This is a genomic window from Bradyrhizobium sp. 35 (assembly GCF_023073215.1).
In the GTDB taxonomy this organism is placed as follows: Bacteria; Pseudomonadota; Alphaproteobacteria; order Rhizobiales; family Xanthobacteraceae; genus Bradyrhizobium; species Bradyrhizobium canariense_D.
The window spans coordinates 178,075-200,222 of sequence record NZ_JADPJC010000160.1 but is presented as its reverse complement, the minus strand read 5'-3'; the positions used below and the strand labels follow the sequence as shown (position 1 = coordinate 200,222).

At 64.2% G+C, this 22,148-nt stretch carries 24 protein-coding genes, 1 pseudogene and 1 riboswitch; of the genes and pseudogenes, 18 read left to right on the top strand and 7 right to left on the bottom strand.

Annotated elements, in window-relative coordinates; all coding sequences use genetic code 11:
• Positions 1–125 precede the first annotated feature (125 nt).
• The 6 genes from IVB36_RS36800 (at position 126) to IVB36_RS36775 (ending at position 7,598) form a co-directional block, all read left to right on the top strand.
• A complete protein-coding gene (locus IVB36_RS36800) occupies positions 126–1,694 on the top strand; it encodes a DUF4403 family protein (protein WP_247394802.1) in 1,569 nt (522 codons plus the stop codon).
• Positions 1,695–1,829: 135 nt separating this feature from the next.
• The gene (locus IVB36_RS36795) at positions 1,830–2,969 is read left to right on the top strand and encodes an ABC transporter ATP-binding protein (RefSeq protein WP_085385378.1); all 1,140 of its coding nucleotides are present in this window, start codon (positions 1,830–1,832) and stop codon (positions 2,967–2,969) included.
• Positions 2,970–3,056: 87 nt separating this feature from the next.
• Entirely contained in the window at positions 3,057–4,106 is a 1,050-nt protein-coding gene (locus IVB36_RS36790) for an ABC transporter substrate-binding protein (RefSeq protein WP_085385377.1), read from the top strand.
• Between the two features lie 33 nt (positions 4,107–4,139).
• Complete coding sequence (locus IVB36_RS36785; protein WP_247294943.1) at positions 4,140–5,402, top strand: ABC transporter permease; 1,263 nt, start codon at positions 4,140–4,142, stop codon at positions 5,400–5,402.
• The gene (locus IVB36_RS36780; RefSeq protein ID WP_018454162.1) at positions 5,399–6,229 is read left to right on the top strand and encodes an ABC transporter permease; all 831 of its coding nucleotides are present in this window, start codon (positions 5,399–5,401) and stop codon (positions 6,227–6,229) included. Before IVB36_RS36785 ends, IVB36_RS36780 begins: the two co-directional genes overlap by 4 nt.
• Before the next feature lie 157 nt (positions 6,230–6,386).
• The gene (locus IVB36_RS36775) at positions 6,387–7,598 is read left to right on the top strand and encodes an ABC transporter substrate-binding protein (RefSeq protein ID WP_018454161.1); all 1,212 of its coding nucleotides are present in this window, start codon (positions 6,387–6,389) and stop codon (positions 7,596–7,598) included.
• 101 nt (positions 7,599–7,699) lie between these two features.
• On the opposite strand, the gene IVB36_RS36770 is transcribed toward IVB36_RS36775, so the two are convergent.
• Positions 7,700–8,245 (bottom strand): PRC-barrel domain-containing protein, encoded by a 546-nt coding sequence (locus IVB36_RS36770; RefSeq protein ID WP_018454160.1) that lies wholly within the window; start codon positions 8,243–8,245, stop codon positions 7,700–7,702.
• 372 nt (positions 8,246–8,617) lie between these two features.
• Positions 8,618–8,833: a hypothetical protein gene (locus IVB36_RS36765; protein WP_018454159.1), complete on the bottom strand. Its 216-nt coding sequence runs from the start codon at positions 8,831–8,833 to the stop codon at positions 8,618–8,620.
• A 235-nt stretch (positions 8,834–9,068) separates the two neighbouring features.
• Between IVB36_RS36765 and IVB36_RS36760 the strand changes: the two genes are divergently transcribed.
• The 8 genes from IVB36_RS36760 to IVB36_RS36725 all read left to right on the top strand — a co-directional run bounded on the left by IVB36_RS36760 (position 9,069) and on the right by IVB36_RS36725 (position 15,901).
• Positions 9,069–9,617, top strand: coding sequence for a lytic transglycosylase domain-containing protein (locus IVB36_RS36760; protein ID WP_247294945.1), 549 nt, complete (start codon positions 9,069–9,071; stop codon positions 9,615–9,617).
• Positions 9,618–9,670: 53 nt separating this feature from the next.
• Positions 9,671–9,799: riboswitch (TPP riboswitch) on the top strand.
• Positions 9,787–10,812, top strand: a complete 1,026-nt coding sequence (locus IVB36_RS36755; protein WP_247294948.1) for an FAD-dependent oxidoreductase — start codon at positions 9,787–9,789, stop codon at positions 10,810–10,812. Its footprint overlaps the riboswitch before it by 13 nt.
• Complete coding sequence (gene thiS / locus IVB36_RS36750) at positions 10,803–11,000, top strand: sulfur carrier protein ThiS (RefSeq protein ID WP_085349129.1); 198 nt, start codon at positions 10,803–10,805, stop codon at positions 10,998–11,000. Before IVB36_RS36755 ends, thiS begins: the two co-directional genes overlap by 10 nt.
• 175 nt (positions 11,001–11,175) lie before the next feature.
• Positions 11,176–11,958, top strand: coding sequence for a thiazole synthase (locus tag IVB36_RS36745; protein WP_247361152.1), 783 nt, complete (start codon positions 11,176–11,178; stop codon positions 11,956–11,958).
• Positions 11,945–12,553 carry a thiamine phosphate synthase gene (locus IVB36_RS36740; RefSeq protein ID WP_085349131.1) on the top strand — a complete coding sequence of 203 codons (609 nt, stop codon included), beginning with the start codon at positions 11,945–11,947 and terminating at the stop codon, positions 12,551–12,553. The genes IVB36_RS36745 and IVB36_RS36740 overlap by 14 nt, the downstream gene beginning before the upstream one ends.
• A gap of 202 nt (positions 12,554–12,755) precedes the next feature.
• The gene (thiC, locus tag IVB36_RS36735) at positions 12,756–14,654 is read left to right on the top strand and encodes a phosphomethylpyrimidine synthase ThiC (RefSeq protein ID WP_247294956.1); all 1,899 of its coding nucleotides are present in this window, start codon (positions 12,756–12,758) and stop codon (positions 14,652–14,654) included.
• A 123-nt stretch (positions 14,655–14,777) separates the two neighbouring features.
• Positions 14,778–15,086 carry a hypothetical protein gene (locus tag IVB36_RS36730; protein WP_247294958.1) on the top strand — a complete coding sequence of 103 codons (309 nt, stop codon included), beginning with the start codon at positions 14,778–14,780 and terminating at the stop codon, positions 15,084–15,086.
• A gap of 296 nt (positions 15,087–15,382) precedes the next feature.
• Positions 15,383–15,901, top strand: coding sequence for a mismatch-specific DNA-glycosylase (locus IVB36_RS36725; RefSeq protein ID WP_247294960.1), 519 nt, complete (start codon positions 15,383–15,385; stop codon positions 15,899–15,901).
• Between the two features lie 164 nt (positions 15,902–16,065).
• Here the strand turns inward: IVB36_RS36725 and IVB36_RS36720 are convergent, their stop codons facing one another.
• A complete protein-coding gene (locus IVB36_RS36720) occupies positions 16,066–16,503 on the bottom strand; it encodes a VOC family protein (RefSeq protein WP_085349134.1) in 438 nt (145 codons plus the stop codon).
• A gap of 266 nt (positions 16,504–16,769) precedes the next feature.
• Between IVB36_RS36720 and IVB36_RS36715 the strand changes: the two genes are divergently transcribed.
• On the top strand, positions 16,770–17,423 hold the full coding sequence (locus tag IVB36_RS36715) for a glutathione S-transferase family protein (protein WP_247294961.1): 654 nt from the start codon (positions 16,770–16,772) through the stop codon (positions 17,421–17,423).
• On the opposite strand, the gene IVB36_RS36710 is transcribed toward IVB36_RS36715, so the two are convergent.
• Positions 17,420–18,148, bottom strand: coding sequence for an SDR family oxidoreductase (locus IVB36_RS36710; protein WP_085351856.1), 729 nt, complete (start codon positions 18,146–18,148; stop codon positions 17,420–17,422). The two genes, IVB36_RS36715 and IVB36_RS36710, sit on opposite strands and share 4 nt — an antisense overlap.
• 117 nt (positions 18,149–18,265) lie before the next feature.
• Positions 18,266–18,700, bottom strand: a complete 435-nt coding sequence (locus tag IVB36_RS36705) for a hypothetical protein (protein WP_018454147.1) — start codon at positions 18,698–18,700, stop codon at positions 18,266–18,268.
• Positions 18,701–19,148: 448 nt separating this feature from the next.
• On the opposite strand from IVB36_RS36705, the gene IVB36_RS36700 reads away from it, so the two are divergent.
• Positions 19,149–19,535, top strand: coding sequence for a RidA family protein (locus IVB36_RS36700; protein WP_247294963.1), 387 nt, complete (start codon positions 19,149–19,151; stop codon positions 19,533–19,535).
• Positions 19,536–19,686: 151 nt separating this feature from the next.
• Positions 19,687–19,947 (top strand): hypothetical protein, encoded by a 261-nt coding sequence (locus tag IVB36_RS36695; protein WP_007613673.1) that lies wholly within the window; start codon positions 19,687–19,689, stop codon positions 19,945–19,947.
• Positions 19,948–20,176: 229 nt separating this feature from the next.
• Here the strand turns inward: IVB36_RS36695 and IVB36_RS36690 are convergent, their stop codons facing one another.
• A complete protein-coding gene (locus IVB36_RS36690; RefSeq protein ID WP_085351857.1) occupies positions 20,177–20,719 on the bottom strand; it encodes a transposase in 543 nt (180 codons plus the stop codon).
• Positions 20,720–20,780: 61 nt separating this feature from the next.
• A pseudogene (locus IVB36_RS36685) lies at positions 20,781–21,267 on the bottom strand (J domain-containing protein).
• Between the two features lie 111 nt (positions 21,268–21,378).
• On the opposite strand from IVB36_RS36685, the gene IVB36_RS36680 reads away from it, so the two are divergent.
• Complete coding sequence (locus IVB36_RS36680; protein ID WP_247294965.1) at positions 21,379–22,146, top strand: SDR family oxidoreductase; 768 nt, start codon at positions 21,379–21,381, stop codon at positions 22,144–22,146.
• Positions 22,147–22,148 lie beyond the last annotated feature (2 nt).

Here is a 22,148-nt window from a genome sequence, read left to right as displayed (position 1 = left end):
GAATGCGCGGCAACGGTGCGTTCGCGGCCGTTAATATGTTTGCCCCAATTCCACCCCATCGGTGGGCTCTAGCGCCCTCCTTGCCTGCCCTGTAGACTTCTGCCCCGGGGCGGCCTGGGGGATTGATGCGACTGACGCTGAACTTGAAAACTGTCCTGATCGCCGTCGCGGTGCTCGCGGCGTCGTTTTTCATCAGCCTGAAGGCGATGGACTGGCTGTCGCCGCGGGCGACGAATTCCGCGCCGCCGGTCGCGCAATTGCCGCTGCTGCCGCCGGTCTCGAAGAGCTCGATCGTGGTGGCGCCGGTCGCCATCGCGCTGTCGGCGATCCGCGAGCAGGCCGAGAAGGCCGCTCCGCGCAATTTCGCCGGCAAGGCCGAGAACCCGATCTCGCAAATCCTGGAGAACGCCGACATCGGCTGGTCGGCGGTACGCGGACCGATGGCGACTGCCGGCGACAAGGACGTGCTGACGATCTCGACGCCGCTCACGGGCAAGCTGAACGTGACGGGCTCGCTGTCGTCGAAAGCCACCGGCGCGCTCGGCGAGGCGCTCGGCAGCGTGCTCGGCGGCAATGCCGCGAAACAGATCGGCGCGGTCAACATCAAGAATTTGAACGCCAGCGCCGAGATCAAGGGCAACGTCGTCGTTACCTCGCGGCCGAAGCTCGCCGCCAACTGGCATCTCGAGCCCAATCTCGGCGCCCAGGTCAATCTTGGCGATACCAACCTCAACATTTCGGGCGCCAAGGTCAACGTGCCTGCCCAGGTGAAGCCGCTGATCGACAAGACCGTCGGCGAACAGATCAACGCCGTCTCCGAACGCATGCGCAACGATCCGACCTTGCGGGACAACGCGAAGCTGCAATGGGCCAAGGCCTGCCGCTCGATCCCGCTGCAAGGCTCGGGGTCTTCCGCCGCGCTGCCGCCGCTTTGGCTCGAGATGAAGCCGACCCGCGCCATCGCGGCACAGCCGCGCGTCGACGCACAGAACGTGACGCTGCTGCTTGGCCTCGAGCTCGAGACGCGCGTGATCTCGACGCCGACCAAGCCCGACTGCCCGTTCCCCGACAAGATCTCGATCGTGCCGCCGACCGGCACCGGTGTGAACATTGGCGTGCCGATCGACGTGCCCTTCACCGAGATCAACAAGCTCATCGCGGCGCAGATGGTCGGCCACACCTATCCCGAGGACGGCTCCGGCCCGGTCGATGTCACCGTCAAGAGCGTCAACGTGATCCCGTCGGGCGAGCGCCTCCTGATCTCGCTGCTGGTGCGCGCCAAGGAGAAGAAGAGCTGGCTTGGTCTCGGCGCCGAAGCGACCGTGCACATCTGGGGCCGGCCGATGCTCGACCAGGCGCAGCAGACGCTGCGGCTCGCCGACATCCAGCTCGCCGTGGAATCCGAGGCGGCCTTCGGCCTGCTGGGTGCCGCGGGGCGCGCGGTGGTGCCGCAGATGCAGCAGGCGCTGGTGCAGAAAGCGACGGTCGATCTGAAGCCGATTGCCGCCAACGCACGCGAGAAGATCGCCGCCGCGATCGCCGACTATCAGAAGAACGAGGATGGCATCAAGGTCGAAGCGAAGATCGACAGCCTGAGCCTCGCCGACATCGCCTTCGACTCCAAGACGCTGCGCGTGATCGCGGAAGCCGGGGGCTCGCTGAATGTATCCGTGACGAAGCTGTCGGGGATGTAGCGCGCCCCTTTTCCCGACGGGTCCGTGCGCGCAGTCGCTTGCGCCGCTGGCAATCTGGTCGGACGATGCTAAGCTGTTCCTCGCACCCCGGGGACGGGGTGCTGACAGCACTGTGGCTGACAACGCGAGGACGACATGGAAGCCGGCATGGTTACGCCTGCGCCGGCGCTGGTGCGCTTTTCCGGCATTCAGAAGACCTATGATGGCGAGCACCTCGTGGTGAAAAACCTCGATCTCGACATCAGGAAGGGCGAGTTCGTCACCCTGCTTGGTCCGTCGGGCTCGGGCAAGACGACCACCCTGATGATGCTGGCGGGTTTCGAGGTTCCGACCCATGGCGAGATCTTCCTCGCGGACCGACCGATCAAGAACGTGCCGGCACACAAGCGCGACATCGGCATGGTGTTCCAGAATTATGCCCTGTTTCCGCACCTGACGATTGCGGAGAATATCGCCTTCCCGCTCTCCGTTCGCAACACGAACAAGGCCGAAGCGCAGGATCGTGTCAAAGCGGCATTGCGCATGATCAAGATGGAAACTCTGGCGCAGCGGCGGCCCGGGCAGCTGTCCGGCGGTCAACAGCAGCGCGTGGCGCTGGCCCGCGCGCTGGTTTTCAATCCGCAACTCGTGCTGATGGACGAGCCGCTGGGCGCCCTAGACAAGCGCCTGCGGGAGCAGATGCAACTGGAGATCAAGCAGCTGCACGAGACCATGGGCATCACCGTCGTCTATGTCACCCACGATCAAAGTGAAGCGCTCACCATGTCGGACCGCATCGCCGTGTTCAACGATGGCATCGTGCAGCAGATCGACAGGCCCGACGCGCTGTATGAGCATCCGGTGAACAGCTTCGTCGCCCATTTCATCGGCGAGAACAACGTGCTGTCCGGCACCGTCGAGACGGTCGAGAAACAATATTGCCGCGTTGTGCTGGCGGGCGGCGGCGCCGTGACCGCACGAGCGGTCAACGTATCAGGCGCGGGCGCATCGACCTCGCTGTCGGTGCGGCCGGAGCGGATCGCCATCATCCCGGATGGCATCTCCAGCGACGAACCGAACCGACTGCCGGCCAAGGTGCAGAACACCATCTACCTCGGCGACCACGCGCTGGCCGTGCTCGACGTCGCCGACAACAAGGAGTTCATGGTCAAGCTTCAGCCGGGGACACATGACAGCCTGAGAGCTGGCAGCCTTACAGCTGGCAGCCTGAGACCTGGCGATGACGTGTTCATCACCTTCCGCCCGGAGGACTGCCTGGCCCTCGATCCCGTCTGATCCGACCATGCAGCATCGCTCCAAGGTGGGCGGACCTGGACCAACCAAGCTCAACGCAAGTCACGTGAAGAAGAAGGAACAAAGACCATGCTGAAGCGCAAGATTATTCTGGGTTTGGCCGCGGCATTCACCGCCAGCGCGACGCTGGCCACGGTCGCGCAGGCGCGTGACCTCACCGTTGTGTCGTGGGGCGGCGCCTATCAGGATGCCCAGAAGAAGGTCTATTTCGAGCCGTTCAAGAAAGCGACCGGTGTTCCCTTGAATGACGAGTCCTGGGACGGCGGCGTCGGCGTGTTGCGCGCCAAGGTGCAGGGTGGTGCCGCCACCTGGGACGTCGTCCAGGTCGAGAGCGACGAGCTGGCGGTTGGCTGCGAGGAAGGCCTGTTCGAAAAGCTCGACTATTCGAAGATCGGCGGCGAGGCCGCCTATATCCCACCGTCGGTCAATCCTTGCGGCGTCGGCGCCATCCTCTACGATTTCGTTCTCGGCTACGACAAGGACAAGCTCAAGGAGGCCCCGAAGGGCTGGGCCGACTTCTTCGACACCAAGAAGATCCCGGGCAAGCGTGCCCTGCGTCAGGGGCCGAAGACCACGCTGGAGATCGCCCTCATGGCCGACGGCGTCGCGCCAAAGGACGTCTACAAGGTGCTGGCGACCGACGAGGGCGTCGAGCGCGCGTTCAAGAAGCTGGACACCATCAAGGGCGACATCGTCTGGTGGAAGGCCGGCGCTCAGCCGCCGCAATTGCTCGCCTCCGGCGAGGTGGCAATGACCTCGGTCTACAATGGCCGCATCGACACCGCGAACAAGAACGAGAAGAAGAATTTTGGCATGGTCTGGGACGGAGCGCTCTTCACCCTCGACACTTGGGTGATCCTGAAAGGCAGCCCGAACAAGGACGCGGCCTACAAGTTCCTGGACTTCGTCGGCAAGGCTGAGAACCAGTCGAAACTGTCGGAGAACATTGCTTATGGCACCTCGAACAAGGACGCAGCCGCCCTGCTCGCGCCTGCTGTTCTGAAGGACCTGCCGACAGCGCCTGACAACATCAAGAATGCGGTGGAGATCAATGTTGCCTTTTGGCTCGAGAACATCGACCGCCTGACCGAGCGCTTCAACAAATGGGCCGCGAAATAGCGTCCCCACAAAGCTCGACCCAAGGTTAGACCAATGACGGATGCGCTCTTGACCGGCGCCCATGGCCCGACCGAGGTGCCGCTCAAGCGCCGATTGCGGCGGGCGGAGCGAGCACGCCAGGTCAAAGCATTGGCGCTGGTTCTGCCGCTTCTCGTCTTCCTGCTCTTCACCTTCGCTGGGCCCATCGCCGGCATGCTGTGGCGTGCCGTCGATGACCGCGAGGTGCGTCTGGTTCTGCCTCAGACCATCGCGGCTCTCGCCAGTTGGGACGGCAGGGATCTGCCGGACGAAAAGGCCTACGCGGCGCTGGCGGGCGACATCATGGCGGCGCGCGATTCCGGCACCATTGCGATTGCGGCCAAGCGGCTCAACTACGCACTGAACGGCTTCCGCACGATCCTGACCAGCACCGCACGCAATCTGAAGACTGCGCCCGAGCCCGGCACGGCGAGGGAGACGCTGGGCAAGATCAACCCGGCCTGGCGCGAACGCGCCACCTGGACCACGATCAAGGACGCCAGTGGCCCCGTGACCGGCTTCTATCTTTTGTCGGCGCTCGATCTGACGCGGAACGTGGACGGCGCGATTGTCGCAGCTCCGCCCGATCAGGCCATCTACCGCGACGTTTTCGTCCGCACCTTCCTCATCAGCCTCAGTGTCACGGTGCTGTGCCTGATCCTTGGCTTCCCGGTCGCCTACCTGCTGGCGGCGCTGCCGCCCGGCCGGTCGAATTTGCTGATGATCTTCGTCCTGCTGCCGTTCTGGACGTCGCTTCTGGTCCGCACCTGCGCCTGGATCGTTCTGTTGCAGGGCAAAGGCGTCGTGAACGACAGCCTGCTCTGGCTTGGCATCATCGACGAGCCACTGCGCCTGATCTACAACCGCTTTGGTGTCTGCGTGGCCATGACCCACGTTCTCCTGCCGTTCATGATCCTGCCGCTGTACAGCAGCATGAAGGCGATCTCGCCTGCTTACATGCGTGCCGCCGCCTCGCTCGGCGCGCCGCCGCTCACCGCCTTCCTGCGGATCTACCTGCCTCAGACGCTGCCCGGCATCGGCGCGGGAAGCCTGCTCGTCTTCATCCTGGCGCTCGGCTATTACATCACGCCAGCACTCGTCGGGGGCGCCGCCGATCAGATGATCAGCTACTTCATCGCGCTCTACACGACCGAGACGGCCAATTGGGGCCTTGCTTCGGCACTGGGTGCGGTGCTGCTGCTCGCCACTATTCTGCTCGCGCTCGTCTACGGAAAGCTGGTGCAGGGACAGCAGGTCACGGGAGGGATGAAGAATTGAGCGACAATTCCTCCATCCGCACGCCGAGCCAGCGCATTGCGTGGACCGCGACCATCGTGATCTCCACGCTGGTGTTCATCTTCCTGATTGCGCCGATCCTTGCGATCATGCCGCTGTCGTTCAGCTCGGGCTCGTACCTCACCTATCCGCTGCCGGGCCTCTCGCTGCGCTGGTACGACGACTTCATCAATTCGCCGCGCTGGATGAATTCGCTGAAGAACAGCATGATCATCGGTGTCGCCTCGACCCTGCTGTCGATGGTGCTCGGCACGCTGGCGGCGTTAGGGCTGGCGCAGTGGAAGAGCCGGTTCAAGCCGCTCGTGCTGGCCTTCGTGCTGTCGCCGGTCGTCGTGCCCGGGGTCATCACCGCGGTCGGTCTCTATTTCTTCTTCGCGCCGATCGGATTGACCGGCAGCTATCTCGGCTTGATCCTGGCCCACACCGCGCTGGCGACGCCCTTCGTCGTCATCACGGTCGGCGCGACGCTGCAGAGCTTCGACACCAATCTGGCCCGCGCTGCCGCCTCGCTCGGTGCCTCGCCGCTTGACGCCTTCCGCCGCGTGATCCTGCCGCTGATCCTGCCCGGCGTGGCATCGGGGGCCCTGTTCGCCTTCGCGACCAGCTTCGATGAGGTGGTGATCGTGCTGTTCATGGCAGGTCCCGAGCAGCGCACCCTGCCGCGCGAGATGTTCAGCGGCATCCGCGAGAACATCAGCCCGACCATCACGGCGGCAGCGGTGATCCTGACGACGGTCTCGGTCATCCTGCTCGCCACCCTGGAAGGCCTGCGCCGGCGCAACGAACGGCTCAAGGGCAGCAGCGCGTGAGCTTCTTCCTTCTCCCGGGGAGAGGGTGAAAACACTGCCGCGCCCTGCTTATTTCTCAACCCTCCTCGCGCATTCTCGGGCTTTGCTCCGGGGACAGATTGTCGTTAGAACGGTCCCCGCAACAAAACCCAAACAACAACGCTGAGGGAGAAACAAAATGCAAAAGCTCATCGCCGCGATCGCGGCCGGTCTCGCGCTCGCCGCCACGTCAGGCGCCGCCCAGGCGCAGATTTCCGACGACGTCGTCAAGATCGGCGTGCTCACGGACATGTCGAGCCTCTATGCGGACGCGACCGGCAAGGGCTCGCTCGCCGCCGTGGAGATGGCGGTCGCCGATTACGGTGCCAAAGTCGCGGGCAAGCCCGTGCAGGTGGTCTCCGCCGATCACCAGAACAAGCCCGACGTCGGCGTCAACATCGCCCGCAACTGGTACGACAACGACAAGGTCGACGCGATCTTCGACGTGCCGACCTCGTCGGTGGCGCTGCCGATCTCGGCGTTGACGCGCGAGAAGAACAAGATCCACATCAATTCCGGCGGCGGCTCATCCGATATCACGGGCGTCGCCTGCTCGCCCAACACGGTGCACTGGACCTACGACACCTATGCGCTGTCGAACGTCGCCGGCAAGGCGATGGTCAAGCGCGGCGAGGACACCTGGTTCTTCGTCACCGCCGACTACGCCTTCGGCATGGCGCTGCAGCGCGACGCCGCCAACGTCGTCAAGGAGAGCGGCGGCAAGGTGCTCGGCGAGGTCCGCCATCCGCTCAACTCGTCGGACTTCTCCTCCTTCCTGCTCCAGGCCCAGGCCTCCAAGGCCAAGGTGGTCGCACTGGCCAATGCCGGCGGCGACACCACCAATGCGCTGAAACAGGCGGCCGAGTTCGGCCTGACGGAGGGCGGCCAGAAGATGATCGCCTTGCTCATGGAGATCACCGACGTTCATTCGCTCGGCATCAAGTCGACGCAAGGCCTGATCATCACCGACGCGTTCTACTGGGACACCAACGAGGAGACGCGCGCCTTCTCCAAGCGCTTCAACGAGAAGGTCGGTCACATGCCGACCATGATCCAGGCGGGGCTCTATTCCGCGACCATGCATTACCTGAAGGCGATCGACGCCATCAAGACCGACGAGGCACCGAAGGTGATGGAGCAGATGCGCAAGACACCGGTCAACGACTTCTTCGCCAAGAACGGCAAGATCCGCATCGACGGCCGCATGGTCCACGACATGTATCTGTTCGAGGTCAAGAAGCCCGAGGACTCCAAGGGCGAGTGGGACCTCTACAAGCTGATCGCCACCGTGCCCGGCGACGAGGCCTTCCGTCCGCTCGACAAGGGCGGCTGCCCGCTGGTGACGCACTGAAGTTCTTCTCCCTCTTCCCGCTTGCGGGGAGAGGTTGGGAAGAGCACGACAGCGCGCCCGGCAAAAACCGGGCGCGCCTCGTTTAGCCGTTCAGAGCCGCGTTACTCCGAGTATTTGAACTCGGGCATGTTCTTCAGCTCGTCCTTGCTCGCATTGAACACGGCGTGGTCCGGATACCATTTCGACGCGGACGTGGCCGTCGTTGTCGTCGCGGGCTTGTTGTCGGTGCCGGTCGCGGCACCCGTCGTGGTAGTCGCCGCGGGCCGGTTGGCTGCGCTGTTCGGGTTGTTCCCGGCAGCGCCGGTGTAGGCAACCGCCTCGTTGACGAATTTCAGCTTCTCAAAGGGCACCGCAACCAGATGCTCGCCCAGGCCGAGGAAGCCGCCGACGCCGATCACAGCGATCTTGATGTTACCGCTCTTGTCCATCAGCAGATCGTTGATCGAGCCGATGTTCTCATTGGCGTCGTTATAGACCTTGATGCCGTCCATCTTGGACGTACGCCACTGTCCCGACGCGGTCGTGGTGGTCGTCGTCGCCGCGGCAGCCGGCGCCTTGTCGGTGGTGGCGGTCGGATTTTGCGCGAACGCAACGGTTGCGAGCAGTGCGGTACCGGCAAGACCGGCCGCGATCGATTTCATCAACATATTGTCCTCTCCTTCAGCAGAAAACTTGTGCGGAGAAAACAGCTCGGATCAGTCCCAGTTCCGCGCGTGCTGCAATTTCGTCGCGTGCTGCGCGAGCATCTGGGCTGCGTTCAATTGTTCCTAAGTCACTCAGGAACATTTCGCAGCGCACGATTTCGTGGATAAATTCATGCGGCGCGCGCGATCGCGATCGCCCACGGCGGCGAGCTGTCGCTGCACGACCCGGAGCCGCATGGGCCGATCGTGCGGATGCAATTGCCGGTACGGCAGCAGCCGCAGCTTGCGGCTTAAGCCATGATCCGGACCCGAAGGGTCGCGCCAGCGCAAAGTGTGCAGCGGTTTTCCGAAAAGATCAGGCCCGAAGACTAAACCTCAGGCCGCAAGCGGCGGGTGCGCGACGGCTCCCTCATCAAAAATCGCAACCGCCTCGAAGCGATAATTGCAAGCACGGCATGTCCAAAGATAGGAGATGCGTCCGTCGCCCGCCTCGATCCAATCAGGTTGGGGGATCGGCGCGCCGCATTGCGCACAGGGATTTTGCCTGGGAATGTCGCCGATGTGTGCCTTCACCACGTTTGCTTTTGTCATGGCACCTCTCCCGATTTGCGCCGCTCTCTTACTCGCTTTCGGGCCCGCACGCGAATAGACAGGCCCGCTGTCGCGAATGACGGCTTCGTCTGCATGACAAGCCCTACGCCGGCCTTGCGTCCGAATGACGGCTCTGCGCTGCAAAAACGTAATCGGAGGCGTTTCGCCACATCATCGCCGCGTTCGCGGGGCCTAACGCGAGCGGGCGCAGGTGAGCGGTGCCGAGGAACATTTGATGAAAATTTTACATGTCGCCGCGCTGCTCGCGGCCGGACTGACGTTGCCACAGGCCGCATTCGCGGGCCAAGCGGAGTACGCCGAGATGGTCGCGGCCCATGCCCGCGCCAACGGCGTGCCGGAGGCGCTGGTGCATCGCGTCATAATGCGCGAAAGCCGCTATCAGCCCGGCCTGGTCGGCCATGGCGGCACCATCGGGCTGATGCAGATCAAGCTCGCGACCGCGCGCGGGGTCGGCTACACCGGCGACGCCGCCGGCCTGCGCGATCCCAATACCAACCTCACCTATGCCGTGAAATATCTCGCCGGCGCCTATCACGCCGCCAATGGCGATCACGCCCGCGCCGTGCGTTATTTCGCCGGCGGCTATTACTACGCCGCAAAGCGGCAGCGGCAGGAGGCCGTGCAGGTCGCCAATACGAGCGAGGCCAATATGGGCGCCCCTTGGCTCGAGCCGAACGGCAATCCGCAGCCGATATTCGGCGCCGCGCCGCACAGGAAGCTCGCCCAGCGCGTCCGCAACGCCCGGGCGCAGGCGCCCAGGTAAGCGCGGTTCCCGCCCAAGCGCGTTGACCACCCTGCCCTGCTGGCATACATTAGAGCCGTTCCGAGGGGTGCTCCGAGGAGGAGCTGAGATACCGCTAAATGGGCAAATCCGCCCAGGACCGCGGTGACCCTTTGAACCTGATCCGGGTCATGCCGGCGAAGGGACAGGGATGTTGCAGACGACCAAGCGACCGGATTCCCCGGTATCCATCATCGGCGCAGGCATCGCAGGCGCCTGGCAGGCCTTGCTGTTCGCGCAGGCCGGCCACGCCGTCACCTTGCACGAGCGCGGTGACGCCGACATGACCGATGCCACCAGCCATTGGGCCGGCGGCATGCTCGCGCCCTATTGCGAGGCGGAAGTTTCCGAACCGATCATCTCCAGGCTCGGCCTGCGCTCGCTCGACATCTGGCGGCGCGAGCTGCCCGACACGCCCTTCAACGGCTCGCTGGTCGTCGCCCACCCGCGCGAGCGCAGCGACTTCGAGCGTTTTGCCCGGATGACCGAGGGCCATCGCCGGCTCGATGCCGCCGGCCTTGCCGAGCTCGAGCCCTCGCTCGAAGGCCGCTTCCGCGACGCGCTGTTCTTTCCGACCGAGGGCCATGTCGAGCCGCGCCGCGTGCTCCCGAAACTGCACGAGCGCATCCGCGCCGCCGGCGGCACCATCAAGTTCGAAAGCGACGTCGCCGCGGCCGAACTCGCAAAACTTGATCCTGAAGGCATCGTGATCGACTGCCGCGGCCTTGCTGCGCGCGACGAGCAGCCCGGCTTGCGCGGCGTCAAGGGCGAGATGATCCTGATCGAGACCAGCGAGGTGCAGCTTGCGCGGCCGGTGCGGCTGATCCATCCGCGCTGGCCGCTCTATGTGATCCCGCGCGAGGACAATCTGTTCATGCTCGGCGCGACCTCGATCGAGGCCGAGGACACCGGCGTCAGCGTCCGCTCGGCGCTGGAGCTGTTGGGCGCGGCCTATGCCGTGCATCCCGCCTTCGGCGAGGCCCGCATCGTCGAATTCGGCTCCGGCCTGCGCCCCGCTTTTCCCGACAATCTGCCGCGCATCGGCATTCGCGGCAACACGATCAGCGTGAACGGCCTCTACCGTCACGGCTTCCTGATCGCCCCGGCGCTGGCCGAGCTGACGCTTGGCTTTGTCGAGCGCGGCCAGATCGACAATGAGGTGATGCAATGCGCGTGATCGTGAACGGCGAGCAGCGCGAGGTGAATTCGGCCAGCGTCGACGCGCTGCTCAGCGAGCTCGACTACGAGGGCACCCATTTCGCGATCGCGCTCAACTACGACGTCGTGCCGAAGAGCCGCTGGGCCGAGACGGCGCTGAAGCCCGGCGACGAGATCGAGATCATCACGCCGCGGCAGGGAGGGTGATGATGATGGCGCGCTCGCCGAACACTCAGCTGTCATCGCCCGGCTTGACCGGGCGATCCAGTACGCCGCGGCGTCTCGGTTCTAACCGCACCGCCTCTGGAATACTGGATCCCCGCCCCCCGTGCGCAATTTGCGCACTAGGCGGGGATGACAGTGTCATTTGGAGAGACACCCCATGGTGACCTTCTACGGCAAAACCTTCCCCTCCCGCCTCCTGATCGGCAGCGCGCTCTATCCCTCGCCTGCGATCATGCAGTCGGCGATCCGCGCCTCGGGCTCGAACATCGTCACGGTGTCGCTGCGGCGCGAATCCGCCGGCGGCAAGACCGGCGATGCGTTCTGGAATCTGATCCGCGAGCTCGACGTCACGGTGCTGCCGAACACCGCCGGCTGCCGCAGCGTGCGCGAGGCGGTGACGACGGCCAAGCTCGCGCGCGAATTGTTCGGCACATCCTGGATCAAGCTCGAAGTCATCGCCGACAACGACACGCTGCAGCCCGACGTGGTCGGCCTGGTCGAAGCCGCGACCATCCTGATCAAGGACGGTTTTGAGGTGTTCCCCTATTGCACCGAGGATCTCTCGATCGCGAACCGCCTGGTCGATGCCGGCTGCAAGGTGGTGATGCCGTGGGCGGCGCCGATCGGCAGCGCAAAAGGCATCACCAACCGTGACGCGCTCAAGCTGATGCGCGAGCGGCTGCCCGATATCACGCTGGTGGTCGACGCCGGCATCGGCGCGCCGTCGCATGCGGCCGCGGCGCTCGAACTCGGCTACGACGCCGTGCTGCTCAACACCGCCATCGCCAAGGCCGCCGATCCCGTCGCGATGGCCAACGCCTTCCGCCTCGGCGTCGAGGCCGGCCGCACCGCTTTTGAGGCCGGGCTGATGAACGCCCGCGATTTCGCCTCCCCTTCCACCCCTGTCGTTGGGACACCGTTCTGGCATGCCGTATCCTGATCGCTTTTATCCCGTCGTCGACAGCCTCGCCTGGGTCGAGCGCCTGACCAAGCTCGGCGTCGGCACCATCCAGCTGCGCGCAAAGGACCTCGACGACTCGCAATCGCTGCAGATGGTCACCGACGCGCTGGCGATCACCGCGGGCACGCAAGCCAAGCTCGTCGTCAACGACTATTGGCGCGCGGCGATCGTCGCCGGCGCAAAATATCTGCATCTCGGCCAGGAGGACCTTGCCGACGCCGACCTCGCTGCCATCCGCGAGGCCGGCTTGTCGCTCGGCGTCTCCACCCACGACGATGCGGAGCTGGACACCGCGCTTGCCGCCGAGCCCGACTATGTCGCGCTGGGCCCGATCTTCTTCACCACGCTCAAATCGATGCGTTTCGAACCGCAGGGCATTCCGAAGATCACGGAATGGAAGAAGCGCGTAGGCCACATCCCGCTGGTCGCGATCGGCGGCATCAAGTTCGAGCACGCCGCGGAGATCTTTGCCGCGGGCGCGGATTCCATCGCCGTCGTCAGCGACGTCACCCAGAATGCCGACCCGGATGCGCGGGTGCGGCAATGGCTCGGCCTGTCCGCGGAGGCGGCGTGATGCGCCTCACTCTCTCACCCCGCACGCCACTGTCATCGCCCGGCTCGACCGGGCGATCCCGTACGCCGCGGCTTCTCGGCTTGAGCCGCACCGTCTCGGAGTACTGGATCCCCGCTCCCGTGCGCAATTGCGCACTAGGCGGGGATGACAGCCGAATTTGCCTCTCGCATAGCGACATCAACGAATTAAACCGGAGGATCCCATGAACATCCGCTCCAATCCCGACAAGACCGTCCCCGCCGTCACCACCGGCCCGCTGCCCTCGTCGCGAAAAATCTTCGCCTCGCCCGATGCCGCGCCCGACCTGCGCGTGCCGCTGCGCGAGATCATCCTGTCCGAAGGCGCCGGCGAACCGAACCTGCCGGTGTACGACACCTCCGGCCCCTACACCGACCCTAGCGTGACCATCGACGTCAACGCCGGTCTGGCGCGCGGCCGCAAGGCCTGGGTGCTGGAGCGCGGCGGCGTCGAGGAATATCAGGGCCGGCAGATCAAGCCGGAGGACAATGGCAGCGTCTCCACCGACAAGGCCGCGCGCGCCTTCTCGGCCTATCACCAGCCGCTGCGCGGCCGCGACGGCCACAAGATTACGCAGCTCGAATTCGCCCGTGCCGGCATCATCACCAAGGAGATGATCTACGTCGCGGCACGCGAAAATCTCGGCCGCAAGGAGCAGCTCGAGCGTGCGGAAGCAGCCCTTGCCGACGGCGAAAGCTTTGGCGCGGAAGTGCCCGCCTTCATCACCCCGGAGTTCGTCCGCAGCGAGATCGCGCGGGGACGTGCCATCATCCCCTGCAACATCAACCACGCCGAACTCGAGCCAATGATCATCGGCCGCAACTTCCTGACCAAGATCAACGCCAATATCGGCAACTCGGCGGTGACGTCATCGGTCGAGGAAGAGGTTGAGAAGATGGTGTGGGCGATCCGCTGGGGCGCCGATACCGTGATGGACCTCTCGACCGGGCGCAACATCCACACCACCCGCGAATGGATTTTGCGCAACGCGCCGGTGCCGATCGGCACCGTTCCGATCTATCAGGCGCTGGAGAAGTGCGACGGCGATCCGGTCAAGCTGACCTGGGAGCTCTACAAGGACACGCTGATCGAGCAGTGCGAGCAGGGCGTCGACTATTTCACCATCCACGCCGGCGTGCGCCTGCAATACATCCACCTCACCGCCAACCGCGTCACCGGCATCGTGTCGCGCGGCGGCTCGATCATGGCCAAGTGGTGCCTGGCGCATCACAAGGAAAGCTTCCTCTACACCCATTTCGACGAGATCTGCGATCTCATGCGCAAGTATGACGTCTCGTTCTCGCTCGGCGACGGCCTGCGTCCGGGCTCGATCGCCGATGCCAACGATCGCGCGCAATTCGCCGAATTGGAGACGCTCGGAGAACTCACCAAGATCGCGTGGGACAAGGGCTGCCAGGTCATGATCGAAGGCCCCGGCCACGTGCCGATGCACAAGATCAAGATCAACATGGACAAGCAGCTCAAGGAATGCGGCGAAGCGCCGTTCTACACCCTCGGGCCCCTGACCACCGACATCGCGCCGGGCTACGACCACATCACCTCGGGCATCGGCGCCGCCATGATCGGCTGGTTCGGCTGCGCCATGCTCTGCTACGTCACGCCGAAGGAGCATCTCGGCCTGCCCGATCGCAACGACGTCAAGGTCGGCGTCATCACCTACAAGATCGCCGCCCACGCCTCCGATCTCGCCAAGGGTCACCCGGCAGCCCAGCTGCGCGACGACGCGCTCTCCCGCGCCCGTTTCGACTTCCGCTGGAGCGACCAGTTCAACCTCGGCCTCGACCCCGAGACCGCCAAGAACTTCCACGACGAGACCCTGCCGAAGGAAGCCCACAAGGTCGCGCATTTCTGCTCGATGTGCGGCCCAAAATTCTGCTCGATGAAGATCACGCAGGACGTCCGCGACTACGCCGCGACGCTGAACGACCCGAACGGCGTGGGCATGTCGATGAGCGGCACCGCCGAGGACGGCATGGCTAAGATGAGCGCGAAGTTCAAGGAGATGGGCGAGAACTTGTATCTGGATGCGGAGAAGGTGAAGGAGAGCAATCGGGTGTTGTGAGCGGGCCCGTGCGAACTTTGGGGGCGACGATCGTCGCCCCCAAAGTTGGAAACGCAATGCGAACGGCCCATGCGGTCTGAAATACTACCAGGACTACCACCGTACGGACCTCCGGCCATCTCTTTGACCGGACACGGTGAGCGCGAATTTCGGGAAGGTTTGGTTGTCCGCTTCTATCCCAAGGGTTCCGATCCATGGATCGGCAATTTCGTGGGAGGCATCTTCGATTGCACCACTGTGCTCGATCATCCCAACGGAAGGGACGTGATCGTTGTCGCGTGTGGCGATACTTGCATTATCGATCCGGAACACCACGCCATTCGAGATCGCATTGCAAGTGACACCGGACAAGTGATTGCGGTACCGGCTCTTGGACTGGTGGTTTTCCAAGGGTTGGTCGATTTTAGCGCGGTTCGGTCAGATGACCTGTGATGGATTAGTCCGCGGATTTCGTGGGATAGCTTCCGCAGTATCAATGTCCACGAAACCAAACTTACCGGCGAAGCATGGTCTGCAATTGGAGACTCTTGGGTATCATTCAGCCTCGATCTTTTGACAGACCACTGCACCGACGGAGTTTATGAGTTAGATGCGGCTCGGGCGGTGCGTGTGACGCGCAAATCGGACTAGCGCGGGCAAGCGTAGCCCGGATGAGCGCAGCGACATCCGGGTCTTTGCCGCCCCGCATATCACTCCGTTCATGCGGGCTACAGCCGCGGATAATTGACGTGCCGGATACATCCCCTCACCGCCTCCCCGACCAGCTCCTTCCCAACCTCCGTCTCGTCTTCGTCGGCACCGCCGCCTCGACGCGGTCGGCCGAGCTCGGGCACTATTACGCCCATCCCGGAAACCGCTTCTGGCGCGCGATTCATGAGGCCGGGATCACGCCGCGGCGCTATCAGCCGGGCCAGTTCGCAAGCTTGCTCGATCTCGGGATCGGCTTCACCGATCTTTCCAAATCGGGCGCCGGGATGGATCACCAGATCGCGGCGGAGACGATCGACGTGCCGGGGTTCAGGGCCAAGATCGAAAAGTATCAGCCAAGGACAATTGCGTTCACGAGCAAGAAGGCGGCGAGCTTGTTTTATGGCAGGCCGTCAAGCGGGATTGCGCTGGGGCGGCAGCTGCGGGATGAGAGTCTGCCCGAGATGTTCGTGCTGCCCTCGCCGTCCGGCGCGGCGTCCGGGCATTGGACGCTGGAGCCGTGGCGCGAGCTTGCGGCGTGGATCGCTGCAACGGAATAGTCGAGAGTGTCCCCGCTTTGGCCTGCTCGCGTGTCCCGGGCAAGCGAAGCGCAGACCCGGGACCCAGAAGCTCCGGCACGGATGCGGCATGGGCCCCGGCTCTGCAGCGCACCACGCCGCGAAGAGCGGCGCGATGCGCTGCGTCCGGGGCACGGGCACCTGCCTCACCCAGCATACGCCCTATCCAAATCCGCAATCACGATCTTTCTCATCTGCATCATCGCCTGCATGACGCGGTTCGCCTTGCTGCGGTCGGGGTCGCCGAGGTAGCGGCCGAGCGCTGATGGGATCACCTGCCAGGACAGCCCGAACCTGTCCTTGAGCCAGCCGCAGCGGGATTCTTCGCCGCCGTCGGCGGTGAGCCTGTCCCAGAAATAATCGACTTCCGCTTGCGTCTCCACGCTGATGAAGAACGACACCGCTTCGTTGAACTTGTATTGCGGGCCCCCGTTGAGCGCGTTGAAGCGCTGGCCTTCGAGCTCGAACACCGCCATGAAGTCGCTGACGGTCTCAACCTTGGCGTTGGGAAACACCGATTTGTAGAAGGCGACGGCCGCCGGCACGTTGTTGTCGAACCAGAGAAACGGCGTGATGGAGGTCATGAACGGATATCCTTTCGCCTCGGGCGGGCGCGCGGCGGCGCGCCGATGTTCCAAGGACGTGGCAGGTAGGGACGTTCCGACAGCGGCGGCGGGATTTTCTTGTAGCCCGGATGAGCGACAGCGACATCCGGGGCCGGCAGCTGCCCCGCATATCGCTATCGCTCATGCGGCCTACGGGGTCCACGAAAACGCATTAACCTGTCGGAATCCACTCATTCCATTCGTCCTCCGAACGCAAAACGCGATCAACCCCGGAGCCCCTCCCGATGCCCCCCACCATCACCGCCTTCGAAAGCTCGCCCGACCGCGGCAAGGGGCAAGCCCGCGACATGCGGGTGCGCTGGGCGCTCGAAGAGGTCGGCCAGCCTTACGACGTGCGTCTGGTTTCGTTCCAAGCGATGAAAGAACCCGCGCATCTCGCCCTGCATCCATTCGGGCAGATTCCGACCTACGAGCACGGCGATCTCGCCCTGTTCGAGTCCGGCGCGATCGTGCTCCATATCGCCGAGCGTCACGCCGGGCTGCTGCCGACGGAGCCGCACGCCCGGGCCCGCGCGATCGCCTGGATGTTTGCTGCGCTGAGCACGCTGGAGCCGCCGATCGTCGAGCTCGGGATGGCCATGCTGTTCGAGCGCGACAAGAGCTGGTACGCGGAGCGGCTGCCCATGCTGCAGGATCGCGTCCATGTCAGGCTCGGCGAATTGGCCCGTCGCCTCGGCGATGCCGACTGGCTCGACGGCGCGTTCAGCGCCGGCGACCTCATGATGGTGACAGTGCTGCGCAGGTTGAACGCATCAGGCATGCTGGACGAATATCCAGATATCGCCGTCTATGTGGCTCGCGGCGAAGCGCGGCCCGCGTTCAGGCGGGCGTTCGATGCGCAATTGGCGGTGTTCACCGGGGCACGCTTGGCGCCCTAAAGATCGAAATTGGTCGGCAGCATCACCACGTCGCGGATGGTCATGCCGCGCGGCCGCGTCAGCATGAACATCACGACCTCAGCCACGTCGCCGGCCTCCAGCAGGCTTCCCGAGTCCCTGGCTTCCTTCAGCTTCTCCGGCGGCCAGTCCGCGAGCAAGGCGCTGACGACCGGACCGGGCGAAATCGAGCCGACGCGGATGCCGTGCTTGAAGACCTGGCGCCGCACCGTCTGGACGAAGCAGTTCACCGCCCATTTGGACGACGCATAGACCGGCTCCCATGGCGTGGGAAAATGCGCCGCCAGCGAGCTCGTGACGATGATGTCGCCGGTCCCGCGCGCGATCATGTGCGGCAGCACGTCGTGTACGTTCTTCATCACGACGTTGACATTCAGGTTCAGCATCCGGTCGATCGCCATGGTGTCGGCATCGACCAGATCGCCACCGACATACGTCCCGGCATTCGCATGCAGGATATCGAGCTGGCCGGCCTGCTCCAGAACGCGCGGCAGCACCGTTGCACAGTCTTTTGGGTCCAGCAGATCGATGAGCAGCGGGATCACCGCGTCGCCGTGCTTGTCGCGGAGCGCCTTCAGCGCGGCCTCATCGCGGTCGACCATCACCACGCGCGCGCCGGCGGCCAGCATCGCCTCGGTGCTGGCCAATCCGATGCCCGACGCAGCCCCGGTCACGGCCGCCACCTTGCCGTCCAACTCTCTCGCCATGGGATCCCCATCTTGCCGAGGTCACTGGGATCGTGAGTATAGCGACCCCGGCCGGAATTGTCGGGAAGAGATGGTGGGCGCGGCGCTTGCGCCCCATTTCCCCCTACGACATCGGCCTTACCGCAGCGTGATCGCAAGCCCGCTCAGATCCGCATTCGCCATCAGGCCGACCTGCGTGCCGGACAGCTCGAGCACGGCGCCCTTCTGGTTGGTCAGCACGATCGCACGCGCGCCGCGGCCCACTGCGATGCCCGCACCGGCGGCGCCATAGACGCCGGCGATGTCGGAGGGCCGGTTGATGTTGGAGACGCGGCCGCGCAGCACGGTCTTGGAGCCGCCGAAGACGAGGCCGTAGTCGAGCCCGCCGGTCGAGAGCGAATAGGCGCGGCCGCGGAAGTTCAGCACGCCCGAGCCGCCGGAGCCGCCGATGATCCAGCCCGCCTTGTAGATCGTCAGCACCACGGTGCCGCCGTCGGCCAGAGCCGAGGTCGAGAGGCCGGCAAGCGCGGCAATGCCGACCAGCGCGGCGCGGAGGGTGGATGCGAACTTCATGGGAGTCTCCGGGGGCTATTCTTCAAGGAGGGAAACGAATCGAACGAGCGGAATCTATCCGATGGATCGGGGCGGCAACATGATGGGATGGGCGCGAGTCGCGGTCTGTAGCAACACACCCAACTGTCATCGCCCGGTTCAACCGGGCGATCCAGTATTCCAGAGAGAGCGATAGTGAACCGAAACCGCGGCGTACTGGATGCCCCGGTCGAGCCGGGGCATGACGGCGGAGTTTGGCGCGACAAGACGCTCACCCGCCATCATGCCATTCTGCCCCTGTTTTGCCCGACGGAGCAACGATTATTTTGTTTTTCCCGAAGTGAAAAAGAAAGCTCAATGATTCCTGCTAGATGCCTACTGTGCATGGGGTTGTTTTCGCGTTTTTTGTTGGAGGCGCCCCGAGCTGCCGCTACGCTTGCGCTTCCAGCCCTCCATCCGAGGTGATCCCATGCCGATCCAGCATTTCGCGCCCCCGCCGCACGTCAAGGCGCCGCCGCTGTCCTTTGCCACGCGCGCAGGCGATCTCCTGTTCGTCTCCGGCATTCCCGGCTTCGACGCGAACGGCGCGCTGCCCGACGGCTTCGAGGCGCAGTTCGCCAATGTCGCCATCAACATCAAGCGCGTGCTGGCGGAGGCCGGCGCCGAGATCCGCGATCTCGTCAAGGTCAACGTGCTGCTGACCCGCGCCTCCGACGTCGCCGCCATGAACGCGCTCTATGCCGGCGCCTTCGGCCCGCCGCCCTACCCTGCCCGCACCACCTGCGTGATCCACGCACTGCCCGATCCGAAGATGCTGATCGAGATCGAGGCGGTGGCGTCGCTGGCCAAGAGTTAGACGTGTGATCGTCAGGCGATAGTCAAGGGATAAGGGTCGTCCGAACAGCCGACCAACGGCTGACATATCCGTGAACGGTCGCCGCCCCGCTTGCCAGCCACGCAGATTTGCCGCACCAGTTTTCTCTCACGTTCCCATCAGGAGATATTTCATGCGTCGCGTTCTCGCCCTTTGTGCCGTTGCCGGCATCGCCACCTCCGTGTTCGCCGTGCCGGCCTCTGCGGCAGTCGGCTATTACGTGATCCGCTGGGACAACACCGGCATTTGCCAGGTCTGGAACGAGGACCTCAAGTACAAGCCGTTCCAGTGGGGCGTGTCGACCTACAAGGTCGTCAGCAAGCCGCTCCCGACCTTCACGGCCGCCTCGGAGCTCCAGATCAAGCTGCGCGCGGAGCGCCGCTGCACGCTCTAGGCGTGAGGCGACAGACCGGATTTCAAAGGGCGGATCGCGCAAGCGGACCGCCCTTTTCTTTTGGACGGACCACCGGTTTTTCGGCCGACGTCACGCATTTTCCGCGCACACGCTTTGAACCTGGCCGGTTGGCGGACCCACTCACATCTTGTCCGGGGCGCACCAGCGTCCGACTCCAAGTCTGACGTCCGTAGCCCGGATGAGCGAAGCGATATTCGGGAATTCCCGGTCAGCCTCCCTGGGCTCGCTCACCGAAAGCAATCCCACTTTCGCCGGCATCGCCCGCCCAGTCTTCCGAGAGCAATCCCGCCCGCGCATATCGGTGAAAGGACGAATGCGGCCAATCACAAACGCGCTGGACGTAGCGATGCTTGACGGGGTTGAAGTGAATGTAATCCACGTGGCGGGCGAAATCATCTTCGTCGCGAACCGTGTGCTCCCAGTAGCGTCGTTGCCACAGAGCCAATTCTCCATTGGAGTGGCGGGCTACGTCGATACCCGCATGCAGTAGTGCGCTGCTGAAATGCCCCTCGATCCTTCGCCAACGTCCCGCGAAATCGGCGTCATGCGGCGGGAGGCTCATGACGACATGCAAATGGTCCGGAAGGATCACGATCGCATCGACCTCGAACGGGCGCTCCCTGCGAGCGGCCCGGAAGGCATCACGCAGGGCGCCAACGTTTTCAATCAAAATGGTCGATCTGCGGTCGAAGAGCGCTACAGTGAAAAAGTAGGTGCCGCCGGGAAGAAAATTTCTGCGATACAAAACCATGGGCTAGACCCGTCCCGGATGTCGCTTCGCTCATCCGGGCTACAGGATAGCACATGAGCCCTCACGCGTCCTTGTACGCGCCGGGATGGATCAGGAGGTCGCGCGCGGCGGCGAGGTCGATGAACGCTTCCGCGCTGCCGCCCTGGTCGGGGTGTATGCCCTTGGCGGCGCGGCGATACGCCTGATTGATGTCCTCGCAGGTGAGCTGCACCGCGAGCGGCAGGCCGAGCACCTTGCGGGCACGATCCTCGCTGGACAATTTTTTCGGCGCAGCATTGCGGCGCCCGAAGCGCGGCGCGGTCAGGTCGTGAACGAACATCGAGCACCACGCCGAGACGGCGCCGTGCCGCCAGCGTGACGCTGTGATCGTCATTGTCCACGGCCTGGCGCAGCACAGGAAGCGCCTGCTCGGCGGCCTGACGCAGCATGGTATCGGTGCTCATCCGCGCGATCTCGGCCACCAGCCGTCCGGCCTCGGCCCAATCGGCGCCGTCCACCGACCGCAGGCGTTCGAGTGCGAGTTTCCAGGATTCGAGCCGTTCCATCATGCGCGCAACGTTTAGCAATCAAGATCAGTATGCCAAGGGCGCCGTTTCCGACCCCTTAATTTCGAGTTAGCCTTTCATGAAACTTCGAAAAGAAATCGGGAGGAAATTGTCATGGCATTGCTCGCAAACCATATCGCCGTCATCACGGGCGCCGGTTCGGGCATCGGCCGGGCCATCGCGGCCGGCTACGCCCGCGAGGGCGCGCAGGTGGTGCTGCTCGACGTCAACGCCGACACGGTCGCGGAAGCCGCCGAGGGGATCCGCAAGTCCGGCGGCAAGGCCGAGAGCTTTGCACTCGACGTCACCAGACGCGACGACTGCTTCGCGCTCGCCAGGCAAGTCGCCGACAAGGTCGGGCAGGTCTCGATCCTCGTCAACAATGCCGGCATCACCCGCCGCAACGCCTTCACCGCCGATACCGAGACGGTGGCGAAGGATTGGAATGACATCATCTCGCTCAACCTCAACGGCGTCTTCAACATGACGCAGGCGTTCCTCGCGCCCTTGCGAGCAGCCAAGGGCCGCATCGTCAATATCGGATCGATCCAGTCCTTCGTGCATCTGCGCACGCCGAGCTCGGCGGCCTACACCACCTCGAAACACGGCGTGCTCGGCTTCACCAAGGCGCTCGCGGTCGAGCTCGGCAAGGAGGGCGTGCGCGTCAATGCAATCGGGCCGGGCTTCATCGAGACTAACATCAACGCCAATGTGCGTGCGACCAATCCGGCGCTGGTGCAGGCTTTCGTCGATCACACCCCGCTGGCGCGCACCGGCAAGCCCGAGGACATCGTGGGTCCCGCGATCTTCCTTGCGTCGGACATGTCGGCCTACGTCACGGGAACGATCGTGATGGTGGATGGCGGATACCGGACGGTGTGAGC